This is a genomic window from Streptomyces sp. NPDC007971 (genome assembly GCF_042958635.1).
Classification (GTDB): Bacteria; Actinomycetota; Actinomycetes; order Streptomycetales; family Streptomycetaceae; genus Streptomyces.
The window spans coordinates 133,179-152,364 of sequence record NZ_JBIBJK010000015.1 but is presented as its reverse complement, the minus strand read 5'-3'; the positions used below and the strand labels follow the sequence as shown (position 1 = coordinate 152,364).

Here is a 19,186-nt window from a genome sequence, read left to right as displayed (position 1 = left end):
GGAAGGCGCGCAGGACAAGCCCCCGCGAGACTTTGTACCGGGCCATGACCTCATGCACGGACGGCAGCTCCTGCATATCCGGGTCGGAACGTGCCTGGTTCGGCCATCTCCTTGGCGATGGTCAGGAAGGTTCCGCGCGGCGGCGCAGCGGGCATGGCCGGTGTCCTCACTTCTCGTCCGCATGGACGAGTGCCCGGCGTCGCAGCCTCAGACCTGCGCCGCTACCGTCTCGCTCTCCTCACCCGCCGGGGTGGTGTCCGCCTCCTGCATGCCGGCCCCGGACTGCTGCAGCACGGTGTAGTACACCGTGCTGCCCTGCTTGGTCCGCTCGATGCGGCTCTTGGCCACCAGCCGCTCCAAGGTGTTGCGCACCGTGTTGATGTCACGGGCGCGCTCGGGGAAGGCCTTCTCCAGGCCGGTGACGACCTCGGCGGCTGTGCGCGGCTCGACGGGGTTCGTGGCCAGGACACGCAGCAGAAGATCACCCAGCGGGGGCTCTGCACCCTTGCCCGTCGTCTTCACGGTGGCGGCCTTCTTTGCCGCAGGCTTGGCCGCCCGCTCGGTGACCGTCGCCGTCGCGGTGGTCTTCTTGGCCGGGGCCTTCTTCGCGGCCTTCTTCTCAGTCTTCTTCGCAGTCTTCTTCGGCACGGTGGCGGAATGGGCCTCCTGCCGCGGCTCGGGGACGGAGTTTTCCTCCGGCCTGACGGGCGCGGGTGCGCCGCCCTCAGCCCGAGGCACGGCCGTGGTCTCGGGGTGGGCCGGCACCAACTCCATCTGCTCGGCCAGCCACTTCTCGTCCGCCCGGAGCCGCCCGAGAGTTTCCTTGAGCGTGGCGATCTGCCGCTCGATGTCTTTTTGCCGGCTGCGGTTGGATTCGAGGTCGGCTGCGTACTGGCGCTGGTACTTCTGCTGGATGGATGTGACGGCGGTGTCAGGCATGCGGTGCACGCTCCCTTGATCCCTGGTGTGTTGCGCGGATGCTACCTATCTCAGCCGCACACGGCTGATCTCCTGCCCGAACGCACCCGTACGAGAACTCACCACCACTGCCCACCGTCCCAGGCCCCCTTGAGCTGCTGCTCCTGAACGCCTTTGAATGATCCCGAGCTCATGAACGTTGGTTCAGGTGGGCAGCGTAGGTCGCCGAGCAAAGCCGAGGAGGAGCCATGACCAGCTCACGATGGGCCGAACACGCGGCCTGCCGGAGCACCGACCCCGACGAACTCTTCACTCCGGGCGCAGCACAGCACCAGGCGAAGACGGTGTGCACCGGATGCACGGTGCGCACCGAGTGCCTGGCCGAAGCACTCGATGAGCGCATCGAGTTCGGCATCTGGGGCGGCATGACCGAACGCGAACGCAGGGCCCTGCTGCGTCGCCGACCAGACGTTTCCTCCTGGCAGAGGGTCTTGAACGACGCACGCCAGGCGTTCGAGCAGTCCACCGCCAGTTGACAGCCCCGGTGAGCGCAAGCCGCCTGGCCCGTGCCCCGGCGGATCCCAGGTCCCGTCCCGGGGCGGCTTGAGCCGCTCACGCATTGACAGGCCGCCACACCCGCGCTCGGCGGCGGACGAGTGCACCCGCGGGTGACGGCCACTCGCCCGCACCGACGAGCGTGCGAACCGTGATGCCTTTTCGTATGTTTCCGGTGCCTGGTTCTGGCCTGCCGAAGTCGGCAAGCAGGGTCCGGCGGAGCTGTTCCGGCCGACAGGCACCCGACGGTGCCGCGCGTCCGTGTCCGGCATGCGGCCGGTCAGGGGAGAGTGGACTGGCGAGGGCGAATCAGCGTCGCTGTGGCCGTGCACGGCGACGTATCGCGTGACACGGTGATGGGGGCGCGGTCTGCACCCTCGGCGCCCGACTGGCGTATGCCTGCCGGTTGATGACCGTTGCTCTCTGGTGGGAGCCGTTCTCGCCGTGTAGCGTCGCTGCTGAGGTGTTCTGGTTCGCAGTGCCCGCCCGCGCTCTGGCGTGGGCGCTTTGCTGTGCGGTACGGGGTCAGGGCATCAGCTTCGGGTCCGCGCGGTGCGGGTCCGGTATCGACTGGAAGGCTCAGCATGGCCAGCGGAACCGTCAAGTGGTTCAACGCCGAAAAGGGTTTCGGCTTCATCTCTCAGGACGGCGGCGGGCCGGACGTCTTCGCGCACTACTCCAACATCAACGCCTCTGGTTTCCGCGAGCTCCAGGAGGGGCAGAAGGTGACGTTCGACGTCGGCCAGGGGCAGAAGGGCCCGCAGGCGGAGAACATCACCCCCGCCTGACCCGATCCGGCCGTTGTGTGGCTGCAGGTCCCGGGGACACCTCGGGGCCTGCTCCGTCTTCCGCCCCCATGGGCGCCCTGGCAGCGTCTGCTATCTGTGCACCAGCACTGCTGCGCCAAGCCACCGACGGCAACAACGCAACGCATCACATTCGGCCGGCATCCACGGCGAACAGGCCCGCCACGGCGTGGACCTCGCCCGGTACAGCAACGCCACTGTGCCCGGGAACCTGCAGTTGCTCGCCCAGGCCTTACAAGGCCAGGACGGCTCTCCGCTCTTGCGAGCCACAGACGAATTGGGTTCGCGAGGTGACGGAATCGCCGCGTCGAACGCGCCCGCCTCGGAAGGGCGCCCCTGTGCGTCGTCCTGTGGCAGTAGCGAGTCCGGCGTGAGTCTGTGCATGTCTCAGCCGGTCAGGAACCACAGCTGGGATGTGGTTGCGTGTCCGCCGGGCATCTCCCGTAGGGGAGCGACGTTGTCGTCGCCGTAGGTGGCAGTGACGGCGAGGTCCTCGTTGAGGTAGGGCACCAGGGCCCAGGCGTCACCGTTGACGGTGGGCCGCAGTCGCCACCACAAATCACCGTGCACAGCCACGGCCGGAGGAGGCCCTGTGCACGGCGGCAGGCAGGGAGGAGCGGACGTGGTTTCGGAGACCTCGTACACCGGCTTGAGCATGATCGGGCGCCCCGAAGGGCGTTCGGGCGTGGCTCAGCGCCGGATGAGCACGGTCACAACGCAAGCCCCGACGTCGCCCTAGTTGTCAGCGCCTGTCCTGCGACCATCAGTCACTGCGGTGGCAATCAACGCAACGAGGTGTCAGTCCAGCAGTCGGACTCTTTTCGTCGTTGCCTCAACACCCCGTCCGACGCAGACGAGGTTGGTGCCGTCTTGGCCCGGCGGCCGCTCGGGACACCTCAATGGTTCCCCGTGCCGACTGTCAGCAGTCCGTGACAAGCGATGTGGTGCCGGGGAGGCGCCTGTCACCGTACTCCGGAATGATCTTTACACCCGATTTGCACCTCTAGGCTTGCGGGCGGACACAAAGCACTGATCTGACCTGGGAGTTGAGAGTGGCGCACGACGTTGCCGCACTGACAGCGGAACTCACGGATATGGCTGCGGCCGATCACCAGTTGGCAGTCCGCGCGAACAGCGACGACCCCGCCGAGCAGCTGGCCTGGCGGCGACTGACCGCCCGGCACGGTGACCGGCTCAACGAGATCATGGACGAGTACGGCTGGCCGACGGCGGAACTGGTCGGCGAGGAGGCCGCACGCGCGGCATGGCTCATCGCTCAGCACGCCGACCGGCAGCTCGACGTTCAGCGTCGCGCCCTCCAGCTGATGCAGCAGGCGGTGTCGGCAGGCTCGGCCAGCCCGCGCGAGCTGGCCTTCCTGCGCGACCGCACGCTGGTCAATGAGGGCCGCAAGCAGGTCTACGGAACTCAGATCGCCGGCGTGAAGGACGGGGCGCCGGTCCCGTGGCCCTGTGAAGAGCCCGAGCGCATGGACGAACTCCGTGCGGAAGTCGGCATCGAGCCCTTCGACGAGTACGTCGCCCAGTTCTCCATGGCTTGACGCCCCCTTCCCGGCCGCGTCCGGTGGATCACTGCCCGGGCTCACCTGCCGCGGGCAATGATCCGCCGGACAGGCCCTAGCGTCGTGAGGGCCGCGGGAACAGGCACGGCAGAACCGGGTACGGCTTCAGCGTGTCAGAGTCCGTGTGGCGGCGTGCGGGGTGCCAAGTCGCCGACAAGACGGGCTGCGGCCAGTCAATGTCCGATGGCAGCTCGGACAGCATGCTCGGTGCCTTGCCGGATCCTGCCGCCGTCCCCTCCTGTTGGTGGTTGTGCCGCTTCACCGAACGGCGAGGTCACCAAAACACTCCGATAGGGTTAATAAATGAGTTAAAAATAGGGCTAATCCTGGTAGTGTTCCGCGCGGAGGTAAAGCGATATGGCATCCGAGGAAGAGCTGTTCGCGTCGGTCGACGCCCTGTTGGCTGAAGAACCGCAGCTCCCACCCCCGGCGGAGCGTGCCCGGCTCCGCGAGGCCGCCGGCATCACCCAGGCCCGCCTCGCGCAGGCACTGAAGACGACGACACAGACGGTGAAGAACTACGAGAACGGGCGCTCCGAGCCGAAGTCGCCGCGCCTCGAGGCGTACCAGCGGCTGCTGAACGGGTGGGCGGCGAAGTACCCCGCGCCCGGTACTGCCCCTGCCGCCGAGCCCCGCCCGGAGGCGGTTCCGGAGACGTTCACCAGTCCGGCCGCCCGCGAAGCCGAGACGCCTACCACCGGGCCGGTGGAAGCGCCCGGCGCCCAGACCGTTCAGACCGCCCAGCGCCCAGCCCCTGCGGCCGTGCGCCCGGCGACGTCGTCCCCGCGACCGGCGGTGAAGAAGGCGGCGAAGGCCGCCCTGGACCCGCGGTTCCCGCACGGTCCGCTCGCCGTACTGGACGGCGACGGCTCCGCGTACGGAGTCGACGGCATCGTGCTGGACTGCCCGGCGGCCACCGTGCCGGAGCTGGTGGAGTGGACCCTCAAGGAGTCCGGCCTCGGTGCGCCGAAGCTGCACCGCAACGGCAAGGACGCCGATCCGCTGATCGTGCTCACCGCCGCCGCCGCCGTGAAGCTCGGACTGCCGGAACGCCTGGAGGGCCATGAGCAGCGTCGCTCCCTACGCCTGCCGGAGGACCACCCCGTGGTCAAGCAGGTCGCCAAGGCCCGCTGGAAGCTGACGCAGCGCGGGTTCGGGCCGTGGGCACGGATCTACCGGCCCGCCCAGGCAGGGCAGCGGCAGTGCGTACAGCTCGCCGTCCTGTCCTGGGACGCCCTGGACACCCGCTCGTGGCCGGGCGTGGCGGAGATGGAGCCGGCCGACATCGCCCGTGTCCTCGGTGTCTACGCCCAGCGCGTCATCACCCCGCGCGGCTCCACCGCCGTGTCCGGGCTGGAGCTGATGACCACGCTGCGCCCGCCCACCCGCGCGGTGCAGGACCGCACGACCGGGAACTGGGTCTCCGGGCACACTCCCGGCTCGCTGGGCACGGAGCCGATGGACCCGGCGCCGCCGGAGGCCACCGCGGAGCACCCTGTGGTCGTCAACTCCGGCTGGACGGGCGGGTTCCTGGACGAGGAGGCGTACCAGTGGGTGCGCGACGTCGACCTGCTCACCGGCGACGAGGTGTCGCTTCCGTGGGCGGTCGGCCTGGACCTGAACACCGCATTCCTCGCGGCCGCGGCCCGGCTCACGGTGGGCCTGTCCGGCCCCGACCACTTCCATCACCCGCAGTTCAACCCGAAGATCCCCGGCTCCTGGCTGGTGGACCTGTCCCCCGTCGAACTGGACCCGCGTCTGCCGTCGCCGTTCACGCCCTCCGGACAGCGCCCGCAGGGTCCGGCCTGGTACCAGACGCACACGGTCGCCTACGCCCAGGAGCTCGGCTACAACGTCCGGCCCATCCAGGCCTATCTGCGCCGCGAGACCGGCGCGTACCTGGACCCGTGGCACGACCGGCTCCGGACGGCCTACGTCGACACGCTCGCGGATCTGGGCGTCCACAAGGACCTCACCGACACCGAGTTCCTCGCAGCGATGGAGCGGCACAAGCAGGCAGACCCGGGCCTGGTGGCCGTCCTCGCCGCCGTCAAGGCCACCGTCAAGGGCGGCGTGGGCAAGCTGCGCGAGCGCCCCCAGGGCCGCCACTACAAGGACGGTGACCGGTGGCCGGCGCTGGAGCGGCCGACGTGGCGCCCGGACATCCGCGCCGCGGTCATCTCCAAGGCGCGGGTCAACATGCACCGCAAGATGCTGAAGATGGCAGAGTTCACCGGCCTGTACCCGCTGGCCGTGCTGTCCGACTGCGTCGTCTACCCGAGCCCGGGCCGATCGGCGCTGGACTTCCTGCCCTACAGCGCCTCGGGCAAGCCGATCCCCGGCGCCTTCCGTCTCGGACCCACGCCGGGCCTGGCGAAGGTCGAAGGCGTCCAGGAGATGGCTTGGGCGGTCGACCTGATGGAGCAGGGACTCAATCCCGCCCGGCACATCAAGGGCGACGGCCACGACGCCCGGTTCGACGAAGGAGAGTGACCCGTGGGTGACATCGACGATGCCTTGGACCGGGCAGGTCAGGAGACCTTCACCAGGGAGCCTCCCAAGACCCTCAAAGGGCGGATCAACTACCTGCTGAAGCAGCTCAAGACAACGAAAGGCGTCGCCCGGGAGATCGGGGTCAGCCAGCGGTCGGTGGAGCGCTATCGCACCGGCGAGCGGAAACACCCGCCCAGGGCGATCAGCGACCGGATCGACGCTGCCGTACGGATCCGCTGGCAGCCGCAGGTACGCAAGCGGCGCCAGAAGCAGGCCGCCACCGCAACAGGCATCACCATCGAGACCCGCGCCCAGTTCGGCTACACCGCACCGATCGGCACCACCGACGACGGCCGCTTCCGACGGCTCACCGTCCACCTCCCCCCGGTCTACGCGCAGCGTCTGTTCGACGCCCGCGCCGCCGGAGCCGGCGACCAGCAGATGCGCGACATCGTGGCTGAAGGACTGCAGGAGGTGTATTTCAAGGACGGCGGCGTACGCGCCCAGGGCCTCGAAGTAAGCCTCAACAGCATCGACTATTTCGATGTTTCCTTCTAAAGGGGCTCCGAAAATGTCTGAAAGGTTGTCCCACTGGAAGCGGCAGTGGGTCCTGCATCACCGACGACGCCGAGATCCACGCACTCGACCGCGCCTCGACCGCGCTGTCCGTCGCAGCGGACCTCGCCAGCCCGATCCCCGGTTCCCACCCCGAACGGCGTGAGTACGCCGACGACATTGACGACATCGACGACGTCCGCGTCATCCACTCCGTCACTGCATTGCGCACCGTGGTCGTGGTCGCGTACCTGGAAGCATGTCAGGGAGCGGTCCGGTGCCCCTGCCGTCCAGACTGTGCACCTCCACCGAGGGACAGCTCCACAGGACCTCGGGCTTGCCGGTGGAGTGGCCCCTTGAGCGGGGTGACCCGACCGACGCGTCCCGGCAGACTGTTCGAGTGACCTTCCGATTGGTGCCCGGCACCGGGCTCGTCCTCCCCGCGAACGCAGGCGTCCTGCGATTCGGCATGACCGAGCATGCGGCGCAGTGGACGGCGTCGACCCTGGCGGACATCCGCACCGGCGGGTGGATGTGCGGAGTGCACTGGACCCTCTTCTTCGTCCACCGCGGCGTCCTGGTCACGGCCTATGCCTGCACGGCTTGTGCCGAGCAGGCCATGGGGCATCTGACCGTCGAGCGGACCGAGGGGGTCCCGGACCGGGCTGCCGACGTTCCGGTCGCCTTCGGCGACCTCGACCTCTTCGGCTACCCCATCCACGAACTGGCCGAGGTCCTCGACCCGTCGGACCGCAAGCTCCTGCTGTCCGCGGACGTCAGCCCTCAGAGCACGCAGTACCTGTCCGCCGTACGCCTCGACGTGTGTGAAGGCGACCGCCGCTAGAAGGCTACTCTCCGAGTACGTGAGCCACGACGCCGTCGGCCTGGCCGATCTGGTGGCTTGTGGCCAGGTGACCGCCGCGGAACTCGCCTCGACCGCCCAGCTGGCGTCCGACGTGGTGAATCCGCAGATCAACGCCGTCGTCGAGACCTGGCCCGCACAGGACACGCCGGCTCCGGGGAGTACGCCACTGGCGGGGGTGCCCTTCCTGATCAAGGACCTTGCGACAGAGCTTGCCACCGGCAAGAAGGGCTGGAGCACCGCGGAGGTCACCCCGCCGAAGGGCGTGGAACTGGACAAGGACGGCAAGCGCATCAGCGGCGCCCTCCGGGTCCTCGACGTGCGCGACGGCCGTGTCCTGACCGCCTGGGGGGGCGGGTGCCTTACCGTCTTCCGCCCGGCTCTGACAGCCGGGGGAGGCGGCAGAAGTCACTGATATCGATCTTGGCCGGCGCCACGAAACAACTCCCCGAGTCACCTCGAAATGGCTCCCCATGAAAGCGACCCGGCCAACAAGCTGCCCCAGACGCCGTGCCTCGGATGCCGCTGAGGCTGGATGTGTCGGACCCCGGCGCCGCATGCGGAAGGCGAGGCTGGAGTCGCCGGGCCCCCGCTTCGGAAGGCAGCGGGCCGGACGGACCGGGCCCTGGGCCTAGGCGCCGGCGGGGCGGACTTGTACAACCGGGCATCCACACCGCACTGTTGGCCGGTATTCGTCCAAACGGTCAGGAGTCCCGGCTTGTCCTCCCACACCCCCGCCCCCGCCCACGTCGTCGACCCCGCCGGCGGCTGCCCGCACGCCCTGAACGCCGGCCTGCGGGCCCGGGGGCCCGTTGCGGACATCGTCCTGCCCGGCGGGGTGCCCGCAGCGGTCGTCCTGGGACACGAAGCGCTCAAGGAGTTCCTCTCCCACCCCGACGTGGCCAAGGACGCCCGCCACTGCCCGGCCCTGAACGACGGCACGATCCCCGCGGACTGGCCGCTACGGGTCTTCGCCAACGCCCAGGGCATGCACACCGCCGACGGCGCCGACCACCGCCGGCTGCGCTCCCTCGTCGGCAACGCCTTCACCGCCCGCCAGGTGGAGCGGCTGCGGCCGCGCATCGAGGAGCTGACCGCCGGTCTCCTCGACGATCTCGGCCGGGCCGCCGCCGAGGACCCGGACGGCATCGCGGACCTGCGCACCCACTTCGCGCTCCCGCTTCCGCTGAGCGTCATCTGCGAGCTGCTCGGCGTGGACCCCGAGCACCGCGGCCGGCTGCACGACCTCTCCTACACGGTGATCATCGCCACCGACACCACCCCGGCGGAGGTGATGGCCGCCGTACGCGAGCTCGTCGAGCTGCTCGGCACGGTCGCGGCCGCCCGCAGGACCGCCCCCGGAGACGATCTGACCAGCGCCCTGATAGCCGCCCGCGAGGACGGCGGCGACCGGCTCAGCGAGGCCGAACTCATCGGCACGATGCGCCTGATGCTGGTCGCAGGCCACGAGACCACCCTCAACCTGATCAGCAACGCCGTACGGGCACTGTGCACCCACCGCGACCAGCTGGCGCTGGTCCTGGACGGCAAGGCCACCTGGGCCGACGTGGTCGACGAGACACTGCGCTGGGACGGCCCGGTCAGCTGGTTCCCCTTCCGCTACCCCACCCGCGACCTGGCCCTCGGCGGCACCGTGATCTCGCAGGGCACCCCGGTCCTCGCCGGCTACACCGCCGCCGGGCGCGACGAGGCCTTCCACGGCCCGGACGCCGACCGCTTCGACATCACCCGGCCCGGCGCGACCCGGCACCTCTCCTTCGGCCAGGGCGCGCACTACTGCGTGGGCGCCCCACTCGCCCGCCTCGAAGCCACCATCGCCCTGGAACGGCTCTTCACCCGCTTCCCGGACCTCGACCTCGCCGTCCCCGAGGCCGAACTGCCTCGCCAGCGCAGCTTCATCGGCAACAGCGTCGAAGCTCTCCCGGTCCGTCCGGTCCGTCCGGTTCGGCTCTGACTCGCGTTTTCCCGCCTCCTCTACCGGCCCGCTGCGGGCCGGGACCCACTCCTCGTGGTCTCCGGGCCGCACAGCTACTTCTCGGAGAGTGGGAGCGGGTCATCAGGGTGAGCCTGCGCCGGGGGAGTGTTCGAGCCACCGGAACCCACCCTTTGGGAACCACCAAGCGCCGGCAGCCGAGAGCTCGGGGCGGTTCAGCGAGTCGACGCTCTCGCGAAGGCCAAGGCCCAGGGGCGTTCCGGTGTGCGGCGGGAACAGCCGGTCCCGCCGACACTGTTGCACCAGCCAGGAGACCGGCGCCCCGCGGACGGGGAACACAGGAACCGACAGACCGTCCCGACGTGACCCGGGGCCCTCGGGTCCGCGGTGCGCCCGGTCGTCCGACACCCGAATACTGAGGGGCGACCGCTGATGCGCCCGCCGAGGACTCGGACCGAGGCCCTTTCACACAGGAGGACTGTTTCATGAATGACTTGCCCTTGACGCTCATGGCGGTACACGCCCACCCCGACGACGAGGCCACCGGAACAGGAGGTGTCCTCGCGCGGTACGCGGCGGAGGGCATGCGCACGGTCCTCGTGACGTGTACCGACGGCGGTTGCGGTGACGGACCGGGGGGTGTCAAGCCGGGCGACCCCGGGCACGATCCGGCGGCCGTCGCCCTGATGCGGCGTCGTGAACTCGAGGCAAGCTGCGAAGTCCTGAAGGTCGGTCATCTGGAGATGCTGGACTACGCCGACTCCGGGATGATGGGCTGGCCGGCCAATGACGCCCCCGGCTCCTTCTGGCAGACACCCGTGGAGGAGGGTGCTGCGCGACTCGCGGAACTCTTGCGACGCTACCAGCCCGATGTGGTCGTCACCTATGACGAGAACGGCTTCTATGGCCACCCCGACCACATCCAGGCCAACCGCATCACGATGGCGGCGCTGGCGATGACCGCGCTGACACCGAAGGTGTACTGGACGACGGCTCCCCGCTCGATGATGCAGCGGTTCGGCGAGGTCATGCGCGAGTTCGGTGCGGAGGGGCAGGAGCCGGATCCCGCTGAGGCCGCCGCGATGGCCGAGATCGGACTCCCCGACGAGGAGATCACCACCTGGGTGGACACCACCGCGTTCGGCGGCCAGAAGTTCGATGCCCTGGCCGCGCACGCCAGCCAGGGCGAGAACATCTTCTTCCTCGGGATGGGCCGGGAGAGGTTCACCGAGCTGATGGGCGTCGAGACCTTCGTACGTGTCCAGGACGCCACCGGAGCGGCCGTGCCCGAGAACGACCTGTTCGCCGGACTGCGCTGATCCGCCCGCCCGCCGGGATCAACCGGACGGGCCGGTGGCCGGTGTACACGCCGAGCTGCGGGCCGCCCCGCACGGCCCGTCCCGGTGTCACGTAGGCCGCTCGGGTCAGAAGGGCTTGGTGGGCAGGTACTTGCCGTCGAGGGTGATGACGGCGCGCTCACCGCCTTCGGGGTCGGCGACCTTCTTCACGTCGAGCCTGAAGTTGATCGCGGAGATGATGCCATCGCCGAACTCCTCGTGGACCAGGGCCTTGAGGGTGGTGCCGTAGACCTGGAGCATCTCGTAGAAGCGGTAGATGGTCGGGTCGGTGGGGATGCCGCCGGGGATCGAGCCGCGGGCGGGGATGGTCTGCAGCAGCATCACGGCGTCTTCATCGAGACCCAGCAGCTCGGCGACGGCCTTCGCGGATGCCTTGGGCAGGGCGTGCTGGCCGAGGACGGCGGCGGTGGTGAAAGCCACCGACAGGCCGGAGGTGTCGGCGATCTGCTGCCAGGAGAGGTTCTTGCGGGTCTTGGCCGCCACAGCCTGAGCGGCCAGGGCCTGGCGGGCGGCGGGGTCGAACTGGGCGTGCACCATGAGAGGGGCTCCTTTTTCCAGGGGTGCCCTTCCGCGTGGGAACAAGCGGAACGGCGGGTTCTTGGGGGTGGTTCGGGACGCCACGCTGCGCCGATCCGTGTCAGCGGCGCCGGGACAGGGGCGGGGGCGGACCTGGGTCAGGCCGCGAGAGCGGTGTCCGTGCCGGCGGCACCCAGTGCTTCGACGCTGCCGGTGGCGATGTCGAAGACCCAGCCGTGCAGGGTCACCTTCTTCTGCGCCAGTGCCCGGGCGACGGAGGGGTGGGTGGCCAGGTTCGTCAGTTGCGCGTACACGTTCTGACGGACCAGGGCCCCTACCGTCTGCGGGCCTGCCGCCGTGCCGGCAGCGCGGGCCAGGGCGGCGTCCGCGTGCCGCAGCCAGGCGGCGACCGCCGGCACGCCGATGAGGTCATGGCTTTCGGCCAGGGCGGTCATTGCGCCGCACGCGGAGTGTCCGCAGATGACGATGTCGGACACGCCCAGGACGGCGACGGCGTACTCGATGCTCGCCGCCACCCCGTTGGTGGCGGGGGTGTAGGCGGGGACGAGGTTGCCGGCGGTGCGGATGACGAAGAGCTCGCCCGGCTCGCCCTGGGTGATCAGCTCCGGTACGACGCGGGCGTCCGAGCAGCCGATGAACAACGTGTGCGGCGCGTGGTGTGCTGCCAGGCGGGCGAAGAGGTCCGCCTTGGCCGGGAAGACGTCCTGCTGGAAACGGGCGATGCCGTCAGCGAGGTCAGGCATGGGTCACTTCCTTCGGTGGCTGCCGGCCTCGATGGGCTGGCGAAATACACCTTGCATGACCTGCACCTATAGTGTCCAAGAGGGAATATCCATGAGTTCTATATACCTCATCTATAGTGTGCGCCATGGCCGCCCTGGAACTGCGTCACCTGCGCTACCTGCTCGCCGTGGCCGAACACGGCAACTTCACCCGCGCCGCCGAAGACCTGCACATCTCCCAGCCCACTCTGTCCCACCAGATCAAACAGCTGGAGCACACCCTGGGGGTGCAGCTGTTGGACCGCACCGGCCGCACCGTGCGGCTCACCGACGCAGGCGAGGTCTACACCGACCATGCCCGGCGCGCGCTGCGCGACCTGGCCGCCGCCGAACGCGCTGTCCACGACGTCCACGACCTGTCCCGCGGCCACCTGCGACTCGCGGTCACCCCTACTTTCACCGCCTACCTCATCGGCCCTCTGGTCGCAGAGCTCCACACCCGCCACCCCGGTATCGGCCTGACCCTGGTGGAGATGGCCCAGGACCGGATCGAAGCGGGGCTGCTCGGCGATGACATCGACCTCGGGATCGCCTTCGCCGGCCCCCACCTGCCCGGTATCACCGCCACACCGCTGTTCACCGAGACCCTCAGCCTCGTCACTGCCGGCCGGCACCCTCGTGCGTCGCCCGAGCTCCTACCCGTCCGGGCCTTGGCCGAGCAACAACTGGCGCTGCTCAGCGGCGACTTCGCCACCCGCAGCCACATCGACGCCTACCTCGCCGACCACCACATCGCCCCCCGCATCGTGGTCGAGGCCAACTCCATCCAGGCCCTCACCGAAATTGTCCGACGCACCGGCCTGGCCACCGTCCTGCCCGACGCGATCACCCACGACCACCCCCACCTCACCCCCGTCGCGCTGGAACCACCCCTGCCGGCCCGCACCGTCACCCTCCTACAGCGCGAAGGCGCCTACCGCAGCACCGCCTCACGCGCCTTCGCCCAGCTCACGCACGACCTCGTCGACACCCGTGGATACGCTCCGCCCCGATGACCGGCGGTCCTGCGGATCACCAACTGCCGTCGCGACCGATGAACACACCCTGCTGCTGGACGTGGACGTGGACGTGGACGTGGACGTGGACGTGGACGTGGACGTGGACGTGGACGTGGACGTGGACGTGGACGAAGCCACCTCCTTGCCGGGCAAAGCACTGGTTCACCGCACGGCCGTCGACGCACCAAAGACAAGCAGCGGACCCACCCCCGTGTCGGGCCTGCGTGCTTTCACGGATGCCCCCGCCGATCCGGCCGGGCCAGCATGACGGAGGACACGAACTGAGTAAGGGCGGGCTTGGGGGCAGCGTCGGTGTGCCCAGCGTCCGGTGCCGCCGCCACCACGAGCGCGCCGCTTCCGCTGTGAAGGGACAGGTCGCGACTCCAGCATTCCCGCCCACGCCACAAGACGCTGGAAGGAATCTATGCGTTCCCGATCACTCCTCCGTTTCCGGCTCGGTCTGCCCGTCGGCCGGACGCTGTGCGCGGCGCTGTTGTCCGTCGTGGCAGCGCTGGGCACCGGACTTGCGACCCCGACCCCGAGCAGCGCTGCCGCCGATGATGTGGTCGGCAGCCGCTGGATCGGCCTGGGCTACAACCAGAATCCCCAGCCGCCGAACGGCACGACCTGGAGCACCGCCGACTGGAACCGGATGGTCTCCCGCACCGACTTCATGAAACCGGGCCTGGTCCGGGTCATGTTCAACCTGCCCTGGTTCTGGAGCGGTACGGACGCGGGCGGCAGCTACGACTTCACCAGTGCCTCCTATCTGAACGCCGAGAAGGTGATCAAGCACTACGTCGACGAGGGCGTACCTGTCGTCAGCGGACTCTTCGGCATAGACGACCTGACCTACACCGCCGCGAACACGGCCACCATCCAGGCGACGTTGATCAAGCATCTGCAGACCGACGGCGCCGCGCCCGCGTACTGGGTCGGCGTCAACGAGCCCAACGTCTCCACCGGCCCGAAGTCGTACTCGTACGCCGACTGGGAAACCGCGACGACCAACCTCGCGTCGGCCTTCGCCACCGCCGGGGTGGACACCGCCCGGACGGTCATCTCCGGCGCCGACACCGCCGAGGCCGGCATCAGCTCCTACGGTGGCGACCTCGACCACCAGACCGCACCCGGATGCAATGCGGGATGCGACTCCGGCCTCGTCTGGAAGCTGGCCTCACTCAACACGTTCACCGCGCAGGTCTACGCGGCCGGCGCCACCGACAACGCAGTCACCTTCCAGACCTCGTCGGACGGCACTACGTGGAAGAAACTGGCAGTCGCGCCGCCGACGCCGGCCGCCATGGTCACGGGCAAGAACGGGGGCGGCATGTGGAGCTACACCTACACCGCCTCCGGCATCACCGGCAGCAAGTACCTGCGCCTGTCGGTGGCCTCCTCGCCTCTTGAGCACACGGTCGGATCGATGCACCTCGCCAACGACAGCACGTCTGTCGACGACTCGCTCTACGATCTGACGCGGACACAGACCGCCCTGGACACCGGCACCTGGAACGGCAACGGTTCCTGGTGGCTGCGCTCCGCGCGCAGCGGCCTGCTGGGGGCCGGCGAGGCGCACTTCTACAGCCAGGAGCTGTACGGCGCAGCCCCCGAGTACGCCGAGCCCGTGATGAGCGAGGCGGTGTCCCAACTCCGGTCGGCGGCACCGGGCCGTGAGGTGCTGCTGGGGGAGACGGGCATGAAGGCCGCCCAGTACCCGGACGGCAGCAAGGACTATCGCTTCGCGCTCGACACGACTCAGCCGCTGCGCATGGCGGATCTGGCCGTTCAGGAGGCTCGCAGCGGCGTCGACGGCGCGGCAGCCTGGTGTCTCGACGGCTATGCCTCGTCCACGTTCTGCGGGATGTGGGGCAGGGGCAGCGACGACCCCGGCAAGGTGTCGGCCCACTCCACGGCGCTGCGTCCGTGGTTCTACACCTGGAGCCTGCTGACCCGGTACCTGCCCACGGGTTCCGTCATCCACGCGCCGGCAGAGCCGACGGGCGTGCGGGTGCTGGCCGCGCAACTTCCCGGCGGCGGGTGGACGTTCGCCCTCGTCAACCGCACGTCCGTCGCGCAGACGGTCAGGCTGAGCGAGCCGACCGGGGCGATCACCCTGAACAAGTACCTCTACACGGACGGTGCCACCCCGAGCACCGACGCCAACGGCTTCCCCACGAAGGTCGGTACGTTGACGGCGAACTTCACCGACGGACATGCCCTGACCGTGGGTCCCGACTCCGTCCTGGTCTTCACCACCGCGTCGTGAGCAGGCGACCGACCGCCGGCGCCTGAGCCTCTGCGGGTGTCGGCAACGCGGCTCGCACGTTGCCGGCACCCCGTTCCCGGACCCGCGGGCGATGCTGCCGGGGCCGGCCGGAGGGGCGCAGGGGGCTACGCGGCCGACATGCGCAGGGCTGTGTGTCCCCGTGCGTGTTGCACCGAGGTGCGGACCAAGAGGCGGCAGAGCGAAGCCCCGGGCCTGTGGGCCCGGGGCTCGTGCTCAGAGCTCTGCGCGATCCCGTACAACCTTGGTCAGCGCGGAGGCCGACTCGCGGCCGGCCGCGTGTTTCGGGTGGGCTCAGGAGGTCGGGGCGACGAGCATGTGTTCCGTTCCCAGCTGGTTGGCGAGGGTGTCGGTGTACATGGTGGTCTCGCCGTCGGACCAGCGGATGACCAGGTCGTCGGTACGTCCGTTGCCGGTGAAGTTGCCGGTCGTCAGGGCCGCATCGTGCGTCCAGCGCTCGTTGCGGTCCAGGATGCGCTGCTCGCCGCCGAGCCCCGAAGTCGACGTACCGACGTAGTTGTCGAGTTCACCGTCGGTCCAGCGCACCAGGAGGTCCCATTTCTGGTTGCCGGAGAACTCACCGGCCGTCAGGAGTGTGGCGTCCCGCCAGGTGTCGTTCTTCGGTTTCAGCTGGTGCTCCTGGCCGAAGGCGCCGGCGCTGACGTTCGTGTAGAGGGTCAGCTCACCGTCGACCCAGCGCACGATGAGGTCGGTGACGTACTTCGAAGCGCCGAAGCGGCCCGCGGCGATCTGGGTCGCGTTCTTCCAGGTGTCGTTGTGTTTGATCATCTGGGTGCCGGCCCAGTTCAGTCCCTTGGAGCCGACGTCCCCGTACAGCGTCACCTCGCCGTCGACCCAGCGGACCAGCAAGTCGAACTGGTTGGATCCGGTGAAGTCGCCCGCCGTGATGGTCTTGGCGTTCGTCCACGTGGAGTTCTTGGGCAGCAACTGCCGCTCGGGATCGTAGCCGCCGCGTCCGTTGCCGGGGTAGAGCGTGACCTCGCCGTCGGACCAGACCACGATCATGTCGCTGTGGCCGGTCTGGCGGAAGTCGCCCGAGGCCATCAGCTTGGCGTTCTGCCAGGTGGTCGCCGCGCCGGGAAGCCAGGGGTCCCCGGACGGCTGGTACGGGGGCTTGTTGTCCTCCACCTTCCGATGCGCGGCGGCGTCGGCGAACAGGTCCTGGGCGTCCTTGCCGTAGACCGGCGAGTACGTCACCCAGTCGTCGTTGGCGTCGTTGCCGCCACCGTGGTAGCCGCCGGTGTTGCCGATGACCTTGCCGGTGCCGTTGGTGCTGTTGTAGTCCTCGATCCACGGGCCGCCCGAGACGCCACCGTAGAAGCCGGTGCAGGTCATGCGCATCTGCCGGAAGCCCGGCAGCTGGGAGGTGCTGACGGGGCAGCGGACCGGCACATGGTCGGGGTTGACACTGACGTCGTCGGGATAGCCGATGACGGTGACCTTGTGGTTGTAGCTGCTGGACGGCGTGAAGGTCAAGGCCCCCGTGACGTCCTCCACCTCGCCCCGGGTGTTGGGGTCGACCTGCGCGAAGGCCAGGTCCAAGTCGGAGGTCGGCTTCTTGGTGTTCGCCTCGTAGCGCGGGTCTATGTACAGGCGGGACACCGGGTAGACGCCGAACGGCTGCTCGACGGCGGCCCTGCCGATGCGGTACTGCGGAACGAAGATGCGGTGGGTGGCCCTCTCCAGGCCGCGGCCGCAGTGTCCGGCGGTCAGCACGATGTCGTGGGCGGCCGTGTGCACGACGCTGCCCGTGCAGTACGTCTTCGGGCCGCCGAGCGGCTTGCCGTCGAAGAAGAACGTGCCCACCGTCGGGTGTCCGAGGAAGTGCTCCGGGGCCGGGGTGCCCGACGGCGGCGGCTGGTGCGCGACGGCGGGACCCGCAGCGATGCCGTGCTTCGCTCCGGCCGAAGGAGCGGGGGGCGGCGGGGAGTCGATCGGAACCGCGTTGTCCATGCGGTCCGCCGTCCAGAACTTCTCCTCCTCGCCCAGGCTCGGCGCGTCCGAGGGGGCGGGGGAGGAGGCCGGCCCGGCGGACCGCGTCGAGGGCGCCGAGGGTGAGGCGGAGCCGGGCGGCTCGACGGCCCCCGCGGCCGTCGAAGGCGCCGAGGGCGCAGGCGACTTCGGCGAGACCTGGTGTCCGGTGTGGGGAGCCCCCGGGGATACGGAGGTCGTCGGTTCGGCGGAGAGCGCTGCTACCGGACGGCCCGTCGCGGCCGATGCTGTTCCGGCGCCGAGAACGCCCACGCCCAGTACCAGGCCAAGAGCTGGAATCCATCTGTGTCTGGAACGCAAGAAGGTGCCTTTCCGTCTTGCAATGGGCCGACGGCGAGCGAGCACCGCACTTCCCACAATCGCATGTGTGTTCGATTATGTAGTGTACTGCCGAGTAATAACTGGCAGGTCGTCAACACAAGAGATGGGCGAGGCGATGGACCGACTTCGCAGGACCGCGTGGGCGGCACTTCCCCTCCTGCTGCCCTTTCTGGCAGCCGGGTCGGCCTCGGCCTCCCCGCTCGACTCGTCTCTCCCGCTCGGAAGCGTCCGGTCGGTGCATCCCGGCGACTCACTGACGGTCAATGCCAGGAGCGGTGAGGCCCGTTACGCCGAAACCATCACCTCGTCCGCGTTCATCAGGGCCGGGAAACTGCGCATGATGGATCCGCTGCTGACCACCACGGTCACCGTCGCCTGCGACACCCGGCCCGGCACCTACCCGGTCCTGCTGCACGGCGCCGGAGACGTGGGCCCGGAGGAGCATCCGTTCCGTTGGGCACGGGTACGCGTGGAATCCGTCGACGAGGCGGCACGCCGCGTCTGCCGGGACAAGGTCGGGCAACTGCCCCAGCCCAGCCTGGAGGAACGCTGGGCTCCGGACGCCACCTGGCCCCAGTCGGAATGGGACGTGCGGACCTTCCGGGCCGGCAGCCGCATCACGATCACCGACAACTATGACGAGGGATCGGACGGAGACATCACGCTCACCTCCCGCGCGTTCACCGACCGCCCCGTCCTGCGCGGCGCCAAAGCCGTCCTGACCGCCACCACCACCCTCAGGTGCGACTCCGCACCCGGCGTCTACGTCGTCCACCGGCATGACACCGACGAGGCCGGTCCCGGCAAACCATGGGCCCGTCTGCGCATCGCCCCTGCCGCACCCGGAAAGAACTGCTCCGCTCAGCAAGCTGCACAGCACTCGACCGGGACATCCCGCACCAGCACCGTGGCCTGGGCCGCGGGCGGCGTACTCCTCGCCGCCGCACTCGGCGCCGCACTCTTTCTGCGAGCCCGCTCCCGTCGCACCACGTCCGCCTGAGCGCGCCTCGCCGCTCGTTGTCCGGCTTGGATCGCCCCGTGCGGGTGCCCCCAAGACTCACCCGACGCGGAGACATGGCGCATCTGACCGGGGAGGACACTCCAGCAGCAACTCGGGAGGGCATACGCGCCGCGCGTACCGCCACAGGAGTGCGCATGGGGGGCGAG

The 19,186-nt window shown here is 69.4% G+C and carries 17 protein-coding genes and 1 pseudogene; 13 read left to right on the top strand and 5 right to left on the bottom strand.

Annotation, left to right across the window (positions count from 1 at the left end; translation table 11 throughout):
* Positions 1-207: 207 nt before the first annotated feature.
* Entirely contained in the window at positions 208-939 is a 732-nt protein-coding gene (locus tag ACFZCP_RS29615) for a hypothetical protein (protein WP_391432542.1), read from the bottom strand.
* A gap of 227 nt (positions 940-1,166) precedes the next feature.
* Between ACFZCP_RS29615 and ACFZCP_RS29610 the strand changes: the two genes are divergently transcribed.
* Together ACFZCP_RS29610 and ACFZCP_RS29605 are read left to right on the top strand one after the other, a co-directional pair.
* Positions 1,167-1,454, top strand: coding sequence for a WhiB family transcriptional regulator (locus tag ACFZCP_RS29610; RefSeq protein ID WP_391432539.1), 288 nt, complete (start codon positions 1,167-1,169; stop codon positions 1,452-1,454).
* A gap of 603 nt (positions 1,455-2,057) precedes the next feature.
* On the top strand, positions 2,058-2,261 hold the full coding sequence (locus tag ACFZCP_RS29605) for a cold-shock protein (protein ID WP_381659069.1): 204 nt from the start codon (positions 2,058-2,060) through the stop codon (positions 2,259-2,261).
* Between the two features lie 405 nt (positions 2,262-2,666).
* Here ACFZCP_RS29605 and ACFZCP_RS29600 read toward each other — a convergent pair whose 3' ends face one another.
* Positions 2,667-2,855, bottom strand: a complete 189-nt coding sequence (locus ACFZCP_RS29600) for a hypothetical protein (RefSeq protein ID WP_391432532.1) — start codon at positions 2,853-2,855, stop codon at positions 2,667-2,669.
* Between the two features lie 518 nt (positions 2,856-3,373).
* On the opposite strand from ACFZCP_RS29600, the gene ACFZCP_RS29595 reads away from it, so the two are divergent.
* From ACFZCP_RS29595 to ACFZCP_RS29565, 7 genes and pseudogenes are all read left to right on the top strand, one after another.
* Positions 3,374-3,838, top strand: a complete 465-nt coding sequence (locus tag ACFZCP_RS29595; protein WP_391432528.1) for a DUF6624 domain-containing protein — start codon at positions 3,374-3,376, stop codon at positions 3,836-3,838.
* A gap of 378 nt (positions 3,839-4,216) precedes the next feature.
* Positions 4,217-6,352: a telomere-associated protein Tap gene (gene tap / locus ACFZCP_RS29590; protein WP_391432525.1), complete on the top strand. Its 2,136-nt coding sequence runs from the start codon at positions 4,217-4,219 to the stop codon at positions 6,350-6,352.
* A gap of 3 nt (positions 6,353-6,355) precedes the next feature.
* Positions 6,356-6,910: a telomere-protecting terminal protein Tpg gene (gene tpg, locus ACFZCP_RS29585; protein ID WP_391432522.1), complete on the top strand. Its 555-nt coding sequence runs from the start codon at positions 6,356-6,358 to the stop codon at positions 6,908-6,910.
* Positions 6,911-7,307: 397 nt separating this feature from the next.
* A complete protein-coding gene (locus tag ACFZCP_RS29580; RefSeq protein ID WP_391432520.1) occupies positions 7,308-7,751 on the top strand; it encodes a hypothetical protein in 444 nt (147 codons plus the stop codon).
* Positions 7,732-7,986, top strand: a pseudogene (locus tag ACFZCP_RS29575) (hypothetical protein); the annotation flags it as partial. The gene ACFZCP_RS29580 and the pseudogene ACFZCP_RS29575, both read left to right, overlap by 20 nt.
* 501 nt (positions 7,987-8,487) lie before the next feature.
* Positions 8,488-9,744: a cytochrome P450 gene (locus ACFZCP_RS29570; protein WP_391432517.1), complete on the top strand. Its 1,257-nt coding sequence runs from the start codon at positions 8,488-8,490 to the stop codon at positions 9,742-9,744.
* Positions 9,745-10,208: 464 nt separating this feature from the next.
* Complete coding sequence (locus tag ACFZCP_RS29565; protein ID WP_391432514.1) at positions 10,209-11,042, top strand: PIG-L family deacetylase; 834 nt, start codon at positions 10,209-10,211, stop codon at positions 11,040-11,042.
* A gap of 105 nt (positions 11,043-11,147) precedes the next feature.
* On the opposite strand, the gene cynS is transcribed toward ACFZCP_RS29565, so the two are convergent.
* On the bottom strand, positions 11,148-11,618 hold the full coding sequence (cynS, locus tag ACFZCP_RS29560) for a cyanase (protein ID WP_391432511.1): 471 nt from the start codon (positions 11,616-11,618) through the stop codon (positions 11,148-11,150).
* Between the two features lie 137 nt (positions 11,619-11,755).
* On the bottom strand, positions 11,756-12,361 hold the full coding sequence (locus tag ACFZCP_RS29555; protein ID WP_391432508.1) for a carbonic anhydrase: 606 nt from the start codon (positions 12,359-12,361) through the stop codon (positions 11,756-11,758).
* Between the two features lie 125 nt (positions 12,362-12,486).
* Here ACFZCP_RS29555 and cynR point away from each other — a divergent pair, with 125 nt between their 5' ends.
* The 3 genes from cynR to ACFZCP_RS29540 all read left to right on the top strand — a co-directional run bounded on the left by cynR (position 12,487) and on the right by ACFZCP_RS29540 (position 15,667).
* A complete protein-coding gene (gene cynR, locus ACFZCP_RS29550; protein ID WP_391432503.1) occupies positions 12,487-13,395 on the top strand; it encodes a transcriptional regulator CynR in 909 nt (302 codons plus the stop codon).
* Positions 13,373-13,666: a hypothetical protein gene (locus ACFZCP_RS29545; protein WP_391432500.1), complete on the top strand. Its 294-nt coding sequence runs from the start codon at positions 13,373-13,375 to the stop codon at positions 13,664-13,666. Before cynR ends, ACFZCP_RS29545 begins: the two co-directional genes overlap by 23 nt.
* 156 nt (positions 13,667-13,822) lie before the next feature.
* Positions 13,823-15,667, top strand: a complete 1,845-nt coding sequence (locus ACFZCP_RS29540; RefSeq protein WP_391432497.1) for a hypothetical protein — start codon at positions 13,823-13,825, stop codon at positions 15,665-15,667.
* Positions 15,668-15,979: 312 nt separating this feature from the next.
* On the opposite strand, the gene ACFZCP_RS29535 is transcribed toward ACFZCP_RS29540, so the two are convergent.
* A complete protein-coding gene (locus ACFZCP_RS29535; RefSeq protein WP_391432493.1) occupies positions 15,980-17,659 on the bottom strand; it encodes a trypsin-like serine protease in 1,680 nt (559 codons plus the stop codon).
* A 475-nt stretch (positions 17,660-18,134) separates the two neighbouring features.
* On the opposite strand from ACFZCP_RS29535, the gene ACFZCP_RS29530 reads away from it, so the two are divergent.
* On the top strand, positions 18,135-19,019 hold the full coding sequence (locus tag ACFZCP_RS29530) for a hypothetical protein (RefSeq protein WP_391432490.1): 885 nt from the start codon (positions 18,135-18,137) through the stop codon (positions 19,017-19,019).
* Positions 19,020-19,186 lie beyond the last annotated feature (167 nt).